The sequence below is a fragment of the Paenibacillus xylanexedens genome, assembly GCF_001908275.1.
GTDB classification, from domain to species: domain Bacteria; phylum Bacillota; class Bacilli; order Paenibacillales; family Paenibacillaceae; genus Paenibacillus; species Paenibacillus xylanexedens_A.
The window spans coordinates 1,137,509-1,151,909 of sequence record NZ_CP018620.1; the positions used below are offsets into that span (position 1 = coordinate 1,137,509).

The 14,401-nt window shown below is 46.9% G+C and carries 11 protein-coding genes; 6 read left to right on the top strand and 5 right to left on the bottom strand.

Features of this window, described 5'->3' with window-relative positions; all coding sequences use genetic code 11:
• Window positions 1–220: 220 nt before the first annotated feature.
• Together BS614_RS05200 and BS614_RS05205 are read right to left on the bottom strand one after the other, a co-directional pair.
• The gene (locus BS614_RS05200) at window positions 221–1,081 is read right to left on the bottom strand and encodes a hypothetical protein (protein ID WP_084174405.1); all 861 of its coding nucleotides are present in this window, start codon (window positions 1,079–1,081) and stop codon (window positions 221–223) included.
• 128 nt (window positions 1,082–1,209) lie between these two features.
• A complete protein-coding gene (locus BS614_RS05205; RefSeq protein ID WP_074093134.1) occupies window positions 1,210–2,136 on the bottom strand; it encodes a LysR family transcriptional regulator in 927 nt (308 codons plus the stop codon).
• Window positions 2,137–2,491: 355 nt separating this feature from the next.
• Here BS614_RS05205 and BS614_RS05210 point away from each other — a divergent pair, with 355 nt between their 5' ends.
• The 4 genes from BS614_RS05210 to BS614_RS32070 all read left to right on the top strand — a co-directional run bounded on the left by BS614_RS05210 (window position 2,492) and on the right by BS614_RS32070 (window position 8,031).
• Complete coding sequence (locus BS614_RS05210) at window positions 2,492–3,508, top strand: ABC transporter ATP-binding protein (protein WP_074096694.1); 1,017 nt, start codon at window positions 2,492–2,494, stop codon at window positions 3,506–3,508.
• A 70-nt stretch (window positions 3,509–3,578) separates the two neighbouring features.
• Entirely contained in the window at window positions 3,579–4,652 is a 1,074-nt protein-coding gene (locus BS614_RS05215) for an ABC transporter substrate-binding protein (RefSeq protein ID WP_074093135.1), read from the top strand.
• A 116-nt stretch (window positions 4,653–4,768) separates the two neighbouring features.
• Complete coding sequence (locus BS614_RS05220; protein ID WP_074096695.1) at window positions 4,769–6,439, top strand: ABC transporter permease; 1,671 nt, start codon at window positions 4,769–4,771, stop codon at window positions 6,437–6,439.
• The gene (locus BS614_RS32070) at window positions 6,436–8,031 is read left to right on the top strand and encodes an MBL fold metallo-hydrolase (protein ID WP_244898269.1); all 1,596 of its coding nucleotides are present in this window, start codon (window positions 6,436–6,438) and stop codon (window positions 8,029–8,031) included. Before BS614_RS05220 ends, BS614_RS32070 begins: the two co-directional genes overlap by 4 nt.
• A 75-nt stretch (window positions 8,032–8,106) precedes the next feature.
• Here the strand turns inward: BS614_RS32070 and BS614_RS05235 are convergent, their stop codons facing one another.
• Together BS614_RS05235 and BS614_RS05240 are read right to left on the bottom strand one after the other, a co-directional pair.
• Entirely contained in the window at window positions 8,107–8,667 is a 561-nt protein-coding gene (locus BS614_RS05235; protein ID WP_074093136.1) for a GerMN domain-containing protein, read from the bottom strand.
• Window positions 8,668–8,701: 34 nt separating this feature from the next.
• Entirely contained in the window at window positions 8,702–10,114 is a 1,413-nt protein-coding gene (locus BS614_RS05240; protein WP_074093137.1) for an N-acetylmuramoyl-L-alanine amidase family protein, read from the bottom strand.
• A 282-nt stretch (window positions 10,115–10,396) separates the two neighbouring features.
• On the opposite strand from BS614_RS05240, the gene BS614_RS05245 reads away from it, so the two are divergent.
• The gene (locus tag BS614_RS05245; protein ID WP_074093138.1) at window positions 10,397–11,626 is read left to right on the top strand and encodes an anhydro-N-acetylmuramic acid kinase; all 1,230 of its coding nucleotides are present in this window, start codon (window positions 10,397–10,399) and stop codon (window positions 11,624–11,626) included.
• 125 nt (window positions 11,627–11,751) lie between these two features.
• On the top strand, window positions 11,752–12,591 hold the full coding sequence (locus BS614_RS05250; protein WP_074096696.1) for a MurR/RpiR family transcriptional regulator: 840 nt from the start codon (window positions 11,752–11,754) through the stop codon (window positions 12,589–12,591).
• Between the two features lie 693 nt (window positions 12,592–13,284).
• Here the strand turns inward: BS614_RS05250 and BS614_RS05260 are convergent.
• Window positions 13,285–14,391, bottom strand: coding sequence for a hypothetical protein (locus BS614_RS05260; protein ID WP_074093140.1), 1,107 nt, complete (start codon window positions 14,389–14,391; stop codon window positions 13,285–13,287).
• Window positions 14,392–14,401: the final 10 nt, after the last annotated feature.

The window sequence follows — 14,401 nt, forward strand, 5'->3', positions numbered from 1 at the left end:
TATAAATTGAATTGAATTAGGTTACCGAGTTGGAAAATAGCCATTACATAGTTACTATCATGCAAACCGTTGAGCGAATAACCAGTAAAAATCTCAACTGATGTTAATCGTAGAATTACTTAAATAACAGATCATTTAATTCACTACGCAAAAAAAGACAAGCCCCTCTCCTACGATGTCCGCAGGAAGAGGAACTTGTCTTTTTAATTAGAGCTTGCGATTAGTATCTTTCCAGAATCGTCTGTGTTTTCAAGCCATCTGCAGGAATCAGCCAGTTGTTGTTCTCCAGCAATTGCAGCAGTTGGGTACGCAGTCCGGATACGGCTACAGCATCATCGGTTTTGAAAGAAACCTCTACGATATTCTCAATACCTGTACCTGCTGCGTCACGGATCGGCCATACTTCGAGTGTAAGCTCTTGACCATTCCATGTACCTTCATATCGTTGGAACGTTATCGGACCATATGCACGGGATTGAGTCAGTTGCTGCTTGCCCCAGTTGGAGGAAGTCCAGTTTTTCAATTTGCCCGGAAGCTTGTCCAGTAACATGTTCAAGGCTTCTTGCTGCGAAGGAAGTTGAACACCTGTCGTTTTGGTATCGACTTTTTTGGTATTGGAGAAGCTTAGTGTCTGTTTGCCGTATCCCCAATCGATTTCAGCCTCGTAATTATCATCAGACTTATCAAATCCTTCTTGGTTAGCGAGAGTCAGCGCTGCGTTGATATCGCCATTGATCACAGGGTAGCGTTTTTTATAAGTCAATTCGTAGTTATTCTTGTCATCTTTTTTTCGAAAACGAACGTTCCATCCTTGTTGATCCAATCCGAGAGCATTGGTGTCGAAGTACTCTACGTTAATGTTTCTTGGCGTGGAACTCAGGCCGAGTGTCTGAATCACTTCACTGCGTGGTGTCCCATCTGTATTCAAAACCAGTTCCGGCTTGGCCAGAAACTTCACTTCATAAGCAGGAACGGCATTGGCAGCAGCTGAAGCCTGGGGTGCTCCCAGAAATGTCATTCCACTTCCCAATGTTACGATGCTCAGCATGAATGAGGCGGTTACCTTTTTCCACTTTTTCAAAACCAATCACTCTCCTAATCTGGATTAATGTACAGATCCCACTTTATCGCCCGAGTATCTGAAAGCGATTAACGGGGAGCGCACATTGCGTTAACCCTGCATAGATTTGATGAATGGCAAACGATAGTTTATAGCGGATCAGGGCAATCAGCCATAGAAAGGGGGGAGCCGTGACTCACCTCTCGTAGCACTTCTTTGAAGCGGTTTACCTGAACTGAAGGGTGGCGGTCCTTGTTATGTACCGTATAGATATGGCGCGGCGCTTGCTCTCCCGGAATGGGAAGAACTTGAATGAGCCCGTGCTGTTCCTCCCACTGTACCGCCATCCGAGACATGAATGAGACATGCCCCCCGATTAACACGAGCTGTTTGATCGCTTCCAGGGAATCCATCTCCACGGTACTCCGCAAACGAATATCATGTTGCGCAAGCCATTGATTGGTTAACCGACGAGTACTGGATTCATTGCCGTGTAGGGCAAAAGGAATCTGCGCGATATGATCAGGGGTTAATGCATCCTTCTGGGCCAACCCATGCTGCGGAGAACAGATCAATACCAGGTCGTCTTCACACAACGTCTCAGCTTGCAGTGCGGGTCCAACAAATGGCTCGGAAGAGATCACCCCCAGATCAATCTGATGTCGAATCAACATCTCGCGAATAACAGGTGATGGTTTGACGGATAAGATGATACGAATGCCCGGGAATTCCTGCGAAAAGGTATTGAATATGGCAGGCAGCAGATATGTAGCCGGTACATAGCTTGCTCCAATGTGCAGGGTGCCCCGATAGAGACTGTCATATTCCTTTACGATCCGCCTTGCCTCTTGGGTCAGAGCATTGATTTTGACAGAATAGTGGAGCAAAGCCTGTCCGGCCTCGGTTAAAAAAGTCTTCCCACTCCGCGATTCAAATAATCGCACACCCATCTCTTCCTCCAATGACTTCATATGAAATGTAACGGTAGGTTGTTTGATCCCCAGTAACTCGGCCACGCTTGTCATGTGATGATGCTTGTCGATCAGCTCAACAATTTGCAATTTGATCAGATTCAATGTTCCGACACTCCTCTCACTTCTACTATATAAATTGAACTAAAGATTTACACAGACACTACGATGACAGAACAACCTTCCAATCGCTGTTATCCCCAGATTTTTTTGATTCCCTTTCTCAAAGGGAAAATCCGGTGATAAAGGCGAACGCTCCGCTTTTTCAGGTTTTTTCTGTCCTCTCCGTTATCGTGCAAATGATTAGTTCACCTACTATAGATTTAATCTATGAACATCAACAGAATTCATCTAAAAAGTTAATTCCAATTTTACATACAAGACATACAACTCGCGAAAGCGGACGTTAGACTGAGAACAGTGCAAGAGATCAAGTAACAGAAGACAGGCAGGGATGCTTATGAAATTAGAGATGACAGGAATTCAAAAATCATTTAATCAAACACCCGCACTGCTGCCGACAGATCTAACGCTTGAACATGGAAAGTTCACGACCCTGCTCGGCCCATCGGGCTGTGGCAAAACAACACTGCTCCGCATGTTGGCCGGGCTGGAACAGCCGGACGCGGGGGAGATTCGTGCAGATGGTCAGTGTATCTACTCTGCGGTGAAGCGGATTGATATACCAACACACAAGCGTAATCTGGGCATGGTGTTTCAGGATTTTGCATTATGGCCGCATATGACTGTATACGAAAATGTAGCATTTGGCCTGAAGGCCGGAAAACAGAAATCTGATCTGCGACAAAAGGTGAACGAAGCACTTGGCATGGTCCGCCTGCAAGGCATGGAAGATCGATATCCTCATCAGCTGTCTGGTGGACAGCAGCAACGGGTTGCTTTTGCCAGAGCCGTAGCGGTTAGACCTGGTGTGATCCTGTTCGATGAGCCACTGAGTGCACTGGATGCTGTACTCCGGGAAGAGATGCGTATTGAGATGATGTCCTTGGTACGAGACATGGGACTGACTGCGCTGTACGTCACACATGATCAGATTGAGGCGATGTCGATGTCGGATGAGATTGTGGTGATGCAGAAGGGGCGGATATTGCAAAAAGGAAGCCCGGAAACGATCTACTCGGCGCCAAGTGATCCGTATGTCGCTTCGTTTATCGGAAAGTCCAACTGGCTCACGCCTAATCAATCGATGGTGCGACCAGAGCATGTCACCTGGAACAAAACAGGTCATGATGATCTGTGTTATCCAGGGACGGTACTTAGTGTCAGCTATGTAGGTGAACGTTATGAAGTACGAGTGCAGATGGAAGGGCTGGGCGTATGGACAGCCTATATGAACCAAAGGGTGCGCGTAGGGGAGCGTGTACAGCTCTATGTAACCCCTGAGCGGATATGCCGAATGGACGGTTATGACCACCAGAGTATGAAGCAAAACGAAGCGATCGCAGTGGCATATTAAATTGTTGAACGAGCACGCAGTTGGAAGCAGAAGTACACATTTTATAAGAAACCAGGGGAGATGGACGAATATGTTGGGTATGAACACACGGAAAAAGAGCGCAATGCTGTTATTAACTGCGGTAATGAGTATCAGTTTGTTCGGATGTAGTACAGGGAACTCGACCACAGGCAACGCGGCACAACCCGCGGGTGAAGGAAACACAGCAGCGGCGGCGGAAACAACGAAACCGGCTGGCGGCAAGTTGGTCTTGTACAGTGCTGGCCCACAGAAGCTGGCGGATAACATTGTGAGCGGATTTACAGACAAAACAGGGATCGAAGTTGAGATGTTCCAGGGAACGACAGGCAAAATTCTGGCTCGTATGGAAGCTGAGAAATCCAATCCGGTTGCAGACGTTGTAATCCTGGCCTCTTTACCTTCAGCACAGGCTCTGAAAGCCGATGGACTGACTATGCCATACCCTGAAGCAGCCAATGCAGACAAGTTGAACAAGGACTGGTCGGATGCAGAGGGCAATTATTTCAGCAGCAGTGCTTCCGCACTGGGCATTGTGTATAACACCAAACTGGTATCTACACCACCAACAAGTTGGGCAGAGCTGGCTACGCCTGCGTGGAAAGATGCAGTAAACATTCCCGACCCTACATTATCAGGTTCAGCACTCGACTTCATCACAGGATACCTGAGCGCAAATGGTGAAAAAGGTTGGGATCTGCTGAGTGCCTATAAAGCCAATGGTGCAGCGATGGCAGGCGCCAATCAGGAAGCACTTGATCCGGTCATTACGGGGGCCAAAAGCATCGTAGCAGCAGGTGTGGACTACATGGCGTATTCCTCCAAGGCAAAAGGCGAACCACTGGATATCGTATATCCTGAGGAAGGCACGGTAATCAGCCCAAGACCGGCAGCGATTCTGAAATCCAGCCCAAATGTAGAGAATGCCAAAGCGTTCATTGACTACCTGTTGTCTGATGAAGCACAGAAGCTTGTTGCAGATGCCTATCTGATCCCGGGCCGCGAAGACATTGAAGCGACTAACCGTGCCAATGTGAAGGATATTCCACAGCTTAAAGTGGATTGGAACTGGATGAGCGAACATGGCGAAGAGACAGCAGCTCGTTTTTCCGAGACTTTTAAGTAAGTACTTTTGCATATGCAACATACCGAAAGAAGAAATAAGATAGAGACAACTAGGCAAAAGGAATACCTGCTGTCTGTGGAAAGTCATGTGAGGTGAACGTAGTGAAACCTGTTGTAATGGACAACAACCGAATTTTTCGGAGAGTGGGCGTGATTCTGGCCCTCTTTCTGCTGACTATAAGCATTGGCGTACCGCTCTTGCTGATCTTCTGGCAAAGTGTGTATCCGGACGGACAATGGGACTGGATGGCTCCGATTCGCACGATTACAGGTCATCATCTATCGGGTGTATTGCTGAATTCCGTCTGGCTTGGTATCTGCGTTGTAGCAGTAACCACGCTGCTGGCGCTACCGCTGGCTTGGATGATGGCGAAGACTCGGATGGGTGAGCATCGCTGGGTGGATGTGATCCTGATGATTCCGTTCATGACCCCGCCGTATATCGGATCGATGGGCTGGATTCTGTTTATGCAAAAAGGGGGATACCTGCAGCAATGGCTGCCCTCATCTGCTGGCTGGAGTGAGCTGTTCTTCAGCTTCTGGGGCATGGTGCTCATCATGAGCCTGCACCTGTTCCCATTCCTGTATCTGCTGCTTCGGGATGCATTGATCCGCATCGGTGGCAATCTGGAAGAAGCGGGAGCTGTGCACGGTGCACGTGCGGGGTATCGTTTCAGACGTATTATTTTACCCCTGTTGTTGTCGTCTTACGGCATGGGAATCATGCTGGTCTTTGTCAAAACGATTGCGGAATTCGGAACACCGGCGACCTTTGGACGCAAGATTGGCTATTATGTCATGACCTCCGAGATCCATAAGTACATATCCAGTTGGCCGATTGACTTCGGCAAGGCGACTTCACTGGCATCGGTGCTGCTGTCCGTCTGTCTGGTGATGTGGTATATGCAGTCTGCCATGAGTCGAAAGTTCACGTATCGTCTAGTCGGTGGCAAAGGACAACGTTCGAAGCGATATTCTCTTCGTGGCGGAGCAGGATGGTTGTGCGGGGTATATCTTGCAATCCTGTTGATCCTGTCGATAGGTATCCCGTATTTCTCCATCATCGCCGCTTCGACCATGAAGTTACGGGGATCGGGAATTGCTTTTGATAATCTCACCTTGGATCATTACAAGGAGCTGTTATCTTGGGGATCAGTGAGTATGAAGGCCATCGGGAACAGTCTGGGATTATCCCTCGCGGCTTCAACCGTTGCTGTTATTATCGGAACCGGGTTTGCGCTGGCGATCGGCAGATCTTCTTCATTCATGCAGCGTGTGATTGACTTGTTCAGTCTGTTGCCTAATACGGTGCCGGGTATCGTGATGGTCGTGGGTCTGATTCTGTTCTGGAACTCACCTTGGATGCCAGTTACGTTGTATAACACCTACGGCATGGTTGTGCTCACGTACGTTGTGCTCTTCTTGCCTTACACCGTGCAGTATGTAAAATCGAGCTTTACCCAGATTGACGGAACGTTGTTCCAGGCTGGGCAAGTCTTTGGCGGGAAGCCGCTGTATATTCTGCGGCGAATCCTGATCCCGCTGATCCTGCCCGGCATGCTGGCGGGTTGGATGATGACCTTTACGATTGCTACCCGGGAGCTGGTAGGTTCGTTGTTGATTCTTCCGCCGTCGATGCAGACGTCGGCTACGTATATTTTTGCCCAGTTTGAACAAGGTCAGGTATCCCTCGGAATGGCGATGGCCGTTGTGACTGTAGGCATGACGGTGCTGATGCTGCTGGGAATCGAACTGCTGAATTCAAAGAGAAAGTGGAATGCATCATGATCAAACTGAGCGTATGGGGCGGTGCAGGGGAACACGGACGTTCCGCCTATCTCCTGAGCGGGAGCCAGTTCCACCTTTTGCTGGATTGTGGTGTGAAAAAAGAAGGCACGGGCGAGTATCCGATGATTGACCCGGAGATTGTCCCCCAACTGGATGCGGTCCTGTTGTCCCACGCCCATGAGGATCATTCGGTCGCCATCCCTTTGCTGTACAAGATGGGCTACCAGGGTGAAGTGTGGACGACGAGAGAGACGAGGGCGCAGCTGCGTACGTATTTTGCCAACTGGCGTAGGTTTGTAGAGCGTGTAGGCGAAGAACTTCCTTATGATGAAGCAGATGAGCAAGCTATTCGTTATCGGTATCTGGAGGATGAGGTGGTATCCCAAACCTGGTTCGAACCCATTCCTGAAGTAAAAGTGATGTGGGGCCGTAGTGGACATCTGGCTGGATCGGTGTGGTTTGGGGTTGAAATGGAAGGTAAGCGGATTTTCTATTCCGGGGACTACACGTCCGAATCGATGCTTTTACAGGAGGATTGTCCAGCGGAGGCATTTTGGAAGACAAACATGCTTCGTGAGAATCCTGTGTCCGATGCTCCTAGCAGCGAGCGGTGGGGTATAGAGGAACTAATCGCTATAAACAGTGGGCAAAAGGCTGGAGAATTCATAACGTCACAAGATCAGACATCTGTTGCATCAGAGGCGTCGTCAAGAACACTTGTATCCATGGAGATACCCATGAAGCAGAGAAATTTCACATCCAATGTAGCAGATGGAGCAGTCAGAGCAGGCAGAGCAAACGTAGCAGACGTTGCAGACGCTGCGCCAATATCTTCGGTCGTGGTGGATCTGGCGATCATTGATGCGGCCTACGGTACGGACCAAGATGCACAGGCTGACAAACTGGAACAGCTGGAACAAGCCATTCGCCAGACGATTGCTCAAGGTGGAAAGGTGCTCTTACCTATGCCTGTCGTAGGGCGTGGACAGGAGATCATACTGTGGGCACAGCAACAATTCCCGGCTATCCCAATCGTAGTGGAACAAGGGCTGGTGGACGGCATGAAGCAGCTTATGCATGTTCCGTATTGGTTGAGGGAGAAGGGAGAGCATGTCAACGGAAGTTCGTTGAAAGACAAAATTGATGGCTTTCTGACTGGACGAGGATGGGATCTGCCTACGACCACTCAAGAGCGGGAACAACTGTTGGAACATCATGCTGCTTCGCTATGGTTTATTCCGGACGGCATGATGCAGTCCTCACTTGCTCGTTGGTATTATAGTCAATTATCGGACAGGGAGGAGAATCTGATTCTGCTCACCGGGCATGTTGCTCATGGTACATTTGGTGATAAGCTGCTACAGGTTCCTGACAAGTATGGAGTGTGTGAGGTGCGGAAAATACGTTATAAAGTGCATCAGGGCTGGAAGGATGTTGAACGGATGCTGCACCTGATTCCAGCAAAGCATACGGTCCTTGTGCATGCTGACCGGGCAGAGACGGACCGATTAAAAGAAGGTTTGCTCAGAAATAGCCCGTCACCGGGAACAGTTATACATTCACTGTCTGCTGGTGACGAGCTATATCTGTGAATTGTGCATGAATCAAATTGCTGCGACAGATTGGAACGTCCCTGGGGACGTTCTTTTTCCATTGATGTGTGATCTTTAGGGTTCGCGATGAATAGGGTGTTCCAGTTCGGCATGACCCATCAAACTATCAACGGCTTCACCATCCACCAGTATATCCAGGCTGTTCACTTCATCAAATTGAAACATCGTTGTAGTTAAAGCTTCCAATGCGAGCAATTCTCCACTGGTACCGAGATTGGCTTCAGCGGGGATATGAACATCCAAAGTCACCGTACCCTCAGCATATTGGACAGAGAGCAATTCCACCTGCTCCCAGAGGGAAACAAGCTCCGAATCGGTATTCGTCTGCAACGCTGCAAATGTTTTTTCATATTTTTCGGAATCATCCTTGTATTCAATTTCCTGCTCTGTTTTCTCAAGCTCCAGCACCTGTGAGTCTGCCAAGTAAATGTCGACGACTTGTGTATTCATTGTGCCCAGGTCCACTTCCGTTTCGGATGGGTTTGGTGACTGCGTCTGTCCTCCCTGAACAGCAGGTTCATTCGAACCGGATTGGCTCACTGGCTTCTGGGCACATCCAACTCCGATAAGGATCAAGCATGATAATATAAGTGCACAACCTAGCTTCTTATTCAAAGAATCACTTCCTTTATCTGATTTATTTGATGATTTATAGGCCCAAATACTCCTTGATTCCATCGGCTATCGCTTGAGCGGCTTTCATCTGAACAACTTCGGACGACATCAGTTCTTCATCGAGCACATTACTCAAGAATCCCACTTCCAAAAGCACTGCAGGCATGGTCGTGTCTCGGATTACTTCCAAGTTGCCATTTTTCACACCACGATCTCTGAGACCCATGGCTTTCACCAAACGTTGATGAATGATAGTGGCTAATTCCTTGCTATTACTGCGTTGATAATAGTATGTCTCCGTACCTGTGGCTTGGGGGGCGGACTTCACACTATTGCCGTGGATAGATACAAATACATCCGCATTTAATTGATTGGCGAGTTGAACACGCTCAGGGCGGGTCGGATAGGTATCACCTTCACGAGTCATCACCAATTCGATATTGGGTTCATTGAGCAACAGGGCTTGTACTTTGTGAGCTAATGCCAGATTGTATTCCTTTTCGGGTTTGTTCGTGATGCTGATCGTCCCTGGATCACTGCCACCGTGTCCTGGATCGATGACCACAACCTTGCGTCCTGAGTCGCCTACTGGAGTGACTGGAGCAGGTGTGACATTGTCACCCGCAACATTCAGATCAATAATCAGTTTGTCGGCAATGACGTTCTGGCTGTACTGGACATTCTTCACATTATTCAATTCTACAACAATTCGAACTTGCTCCGGTTCTCGTTTGAACAGTGAATATCTCACTTCTGTCACATTGGGATAACCGCTCACATCCAACTTGCCATTGAGTCCTTGATCCAGCGGCTGGGAGATATCACCAAAGGTGGCTCCGGGCAAGTCCACAACCAGACGATCAGGGTACTTGAGGGTCGTTACTATCGGCTGAACGGCCCCATCGGTGGATAACACGAGCTGATTATTGGCAAATTGGATATCGGTAACCTGAGCGGTAGAGCTTGAATCCCCTTTTCCAGGACTATTTCCTGGTTCAATAGCAGGTTCCTTACTGGTGTTTGTTAAGTATACGATCTTGTCTTGATTGTTCCATCTTACCTTAAGCCCCATCTGTTCACTGACAAATCGAATGGGAACCACCAGCGTTTTATTCAAAATCTGCGGTGCTGTGTTCAAAGTGACTTGTTTGTCAGCAACCAGGGCTTGCTTTTGGTCCACGGTTAGGGAAATCGTCTGTTGATCTTGCTTAATTTTTACAGTGCGTGCTTGTTGGTTCCAATCGACTTTGAATTTCAAATTTTCGGCAACGACACGAATCGGGATCATCACGTTTTTATTGATAATCGTTACCTGTACATCACTTGGGAGGACTAATTCCTCTCCATCCATAAAGATTTTCGACGTGCTTGCAGCGGCATTTCCCTGATTAGGGAGCAAAACGAGTAAGAATAGACTCAAAAACAGTAGTAAAATGGTTTTCTTCATTATGCACCTCGACTAATATTAGATCATTTTCTTAATTCCAAAATATCCCTACATAATATAAACGGTAAAAATGTAAAAATGTTTCTCTTCTGATATCTAATTATCAATTGATGGAAGAAAACATGAGGTGTGATCGCAAATGGGATGAATCTCTCTCTTTTTATTTTCAATGATGTAATTAAATTTCATATAATGTTTGACTTGTGAAATTTAATATCATATACTGGGTGAAATTATGGCAGGATGACGTGTTCATCGGGTCTTGCAGGAGGTTGGAAGTGGATGGATACAGGCAGCTATCCGATGTGGGAGAAGTATCGTTTGAAGCAGGAGCATCTGGTCATCGGACTAATGTCAGGAACGTCACTTGATGGAACAGATGCGGCACTGGTGCGTATTCAAACCGATATGAGCGGGGCATTACAGCAGATCGAGCTGGTTGATTTTGTCTGTGTGCCGTATTCGAATGGATTGAGAGACGTACTGATCCGGTTATGTTCACCGGGGACGTCGCGTGTCGACGAGCTGACAGCCGCACATTTTGGTGTATCGGAGTGGTATGCGCATAGCGTTACGGAACTGATGCAGTCTGCCGGTATCTCAACGCAGCAGGTGGATATGATTAGCATGCATGGACAGACGGTATGGCATGCTCCTGTAGCATCTGCATTTCCAGGGCCAACGGGAGCAAGTATTGATGTGGTATCGACATTGCAGATCGGTGAATGTGCTGTCGTTCGAGAACGGACAGGACTGCCAGTGATTGGCAACCTTCGGGCAAGGGATATGGCCGCTGGTGGGGAAGGTGCCCCGCTTACGCCTTATGCGGATGCTCTGATGTTTCGTAGCCCGACGGAAGGACGGCTGGTGCAGAATATCGGTGGCATTGGCAATGTGACGGTGCTTCCCTCCGAGTCATCTACCGAAGGTATTTCGGCATTTGATACGGGACCAGGGAATATGGTGATGGACGCCATTGTGCGGCAGGCGACGGATGGACGGAAGCATTATGATCCGAATGGAAGTATTGCCGCACAGGGGAAGGTCGATCAGGGTCTGGTAGACCTGTGTTTGGAGGATGAGTATTTCAAAAGACTTCCACCGAAAAGTACTGGGCGAGAAGTATATGGAGCCGCGTATGCAGTGAGACTGATGGAGATGGCCGCAAAGCGTTCCTTATCTCTTGAAGATACGCTGGCTACTGCCACCTGCCTGACCGCGGAGACCATCGTGCGTGCTGTGAAGGATTTTATCCTGCCCAAGGTGCAAATATCGGCCATGCTCGCGTGCGGTGGTGGCACTTCCAATGCCACGTTAATGGAGATGATCCGTCAGAGACTACCGAAGGATATCCGTTTGGAGCGAACGGCAGATCATGGTATACCCGATGATGCTCGGGAAGCCATTGGATTTGCTTTACTTGGCCATGAGGCACTTATGGGAAGAACCAATACACTTCCGGCCGTAACCGGCGCAAAACACGCCGTAATCTCGGGCAATCTCACACTTTAGTGAGACCTGAATTTAATATGAGTTCAGTTATGGAAGGGCGAGGAATTCGATTAGACGCGAGTGGAATTATAAGATAAAATGCTTGTACATGAATGCAGTACGGAAAGGAGGAGCGAATGGAAGGCATGAAAGGTGGACTTGTACGTTTACGCGCATTAATGGATGACTTGACCCCGTCCGAACGGAAGATCGGAGCTTATATTCTCGATCACCCGCAAGAAACTGTTCAATCCTCGGTGGCCCAGTTGTCTGAACGGAGTGGAGGTAGCCCAGCTGCCATTATCCGTCTCTGCAAATCACTAGGTGTAACGGGTTTTCAGGAGCTGAAGCTGAAGATTGCCGGAGATTTGCAGACGAGTGAGCCATATCAATATACGGAGATTCGTCCCCAGGACTCCATGGAGAGCATTATTCAGCATGTGTCCGCAAACAATATTCAGTCGGTGAAGGATACGGTTCATATTCTGGACCCACGTCTGGTGGAAAAAGCCGTGGACGTGCTTCATCAGGCGAAACGGATCTTTTTCTATGGAGTAGGGGCCTCCAACCTGATTGCGCTGGATGCACATTACAAGTTCATGCGAATCAATCGCACAAGCTTTTCGTTCGCCGATCCGCATATGCAGATTTCGTCCGCAACGACGCTTCGTGAGGATGATGCGGTGGTATGTATCTCGTATTCAGGGGAGACGTCGAACGTAATCTCCTGTCTCAAGCATGCTCATGATGGCGGTGCAGCGACAATCAGCATTACCAAGTGGGGCAGCAATACACTCAGTAGTATGGCGGATGTGCCCCTGATGATTACTTCCACCGAAAGTGATATCCGAAGCGGAGCAACTTCGTCACGCATTGCACAGCTGAACGTGATCGACATTTTGTATCTGGCGATTGCCAGCCGCGACTACAACCAGTCGGTGGAATATTTGGAGAAGAGCCGACAGGCTATACTGGAACATAAATGAATCATACCCATATTGATCTTTTTTTGATTGTAGAGGATATTGAAAGTTATGAGGCTGTCACTAATATGTCTGTAGTCTTTTCTGAGGCTAAAGATAAGTAATAGAGGCCAAGCTTTGTGCTTCATTTAGGAGCAACATTTGCATCAAGCAATGAAGTTAAGAGGGGAAACATAATATCCCATATTAGAGTATGGTTATGCTAGACACATTGTGCACTTGCTCAAGATTCTCCAATGCGAGGTATATGATTGTCGTAGCCCATGGCGGGCCTTAAGATTCAATAAAAAGGCTGAACCTGGAGTGAAAATAACATTCCGGGTTCAGCCTGGCCGATAAAGCTACTCGATGAAGAAAAAAACTTCACGATGAGAAGCATTGCACCAACTTAGGTATTGACTAGACATTCCGTTCTGGTTTTTAGAGTTTGAATTAACTGCCTGGTATATACTATATTAACCCAGACCTAATCCATTTTCTTATTCTGTAGAAACCAAATAAGATGACCGCTAACATTAGGAGTGATAATAGTAAAAAAGCCATGTTACTTACCATACCTAACTCACCCCAATGTAAAACAGTGTAAATTATTATAGAAATATCAAGAATTACTAAAAATATAAGAGGAATAATCCAAGCGAGACGGAGTTTGTAATTTTTCAAGATTCTATCCCTCCCGACATTATATATTACTTCTTAGTATCCATTTACAATTGAAAAACTGGAGTTAGGCCAATACTTCCCTCCTCTAACGTTCATTTCCATTGCGTTGTTTTGATATTGAGCTGCTGTTCTACTTAAATCCATTCTTGATTTTGTTGCATATGCTGAAGAAGTTAATCCCGCAAAAGTTGTTAGAGCACCTACATAGTTTGAAACAATTGCAACCCAGCCAGCAGGGCCAGAGGCAAATCCGACTACCATTATAACAAGACCTGCTAATGCAGAAATCCAACCTACTGTTTCTGGCCAAAGTGCTGTGTCCATATATTGTATTACATACTTCTCATAATTGTTGATATAACCTTTGTAGAGTACCAGTGAACTTGCCTGTGTAGAATTATTTTTGGTTGTGCCCGTGTACTTCAAATATTTATTTGGTGCACCGGGGCTTAATGATTGTACAACAAATGCACCAGTATCTAGTGTATGGTTGTAATAGTTATCGTATGCACCAGCCCGTTCAGTTGTTGAAGCGAGGGCCATGGCTTCTTCAACTTCTGAAATATATGATTTCAGTTCTGTTATTTGTGCTTTAGTGATACCTTGAGAGCTGGTAGGTGTAGCGTTAGAAGATAAATTCGACGTTAAACTCTCCACTTTTTTTCGAACATTTACCTCTTCCTTAGCAGTTAAACTCTCCTGAATGAATTGGGTTTTTTCTTGAGGATCAGTATTAAGTTTAAACTGCACAGCTTTAGTTTCCACCAGTGGAGTTAAAAATGTTTCAGTTTGTTTTAACTCAGTAGCTTCTCCAGTGTTCCAATTGTTTTTGAATTCTTCGTATACAACACTAGATTCTTTATAAGTAGCGTTAGTATCATAATAGTCTTCAATTACACTTAATTTAGTTTCAATTTCTAGACCATTATCTGTGATTTCAGTTATTGCATTTACATTTTTATAACCTGTTGGTTCATAAAAACCCTCTTCATTTTGGGTGTCTGACAAAGTTTCAATCGTATAAGATTCTACGTTCACTACAGTATTATCAGAAGTTTTCGCGTGGGAAGCAGGAGCTGTTAAAGATACAAAAAGTAAAGTTGCCGCAAGAAAAGTACTTAGAGTCTTTTTAATCAACATTACAACCTCC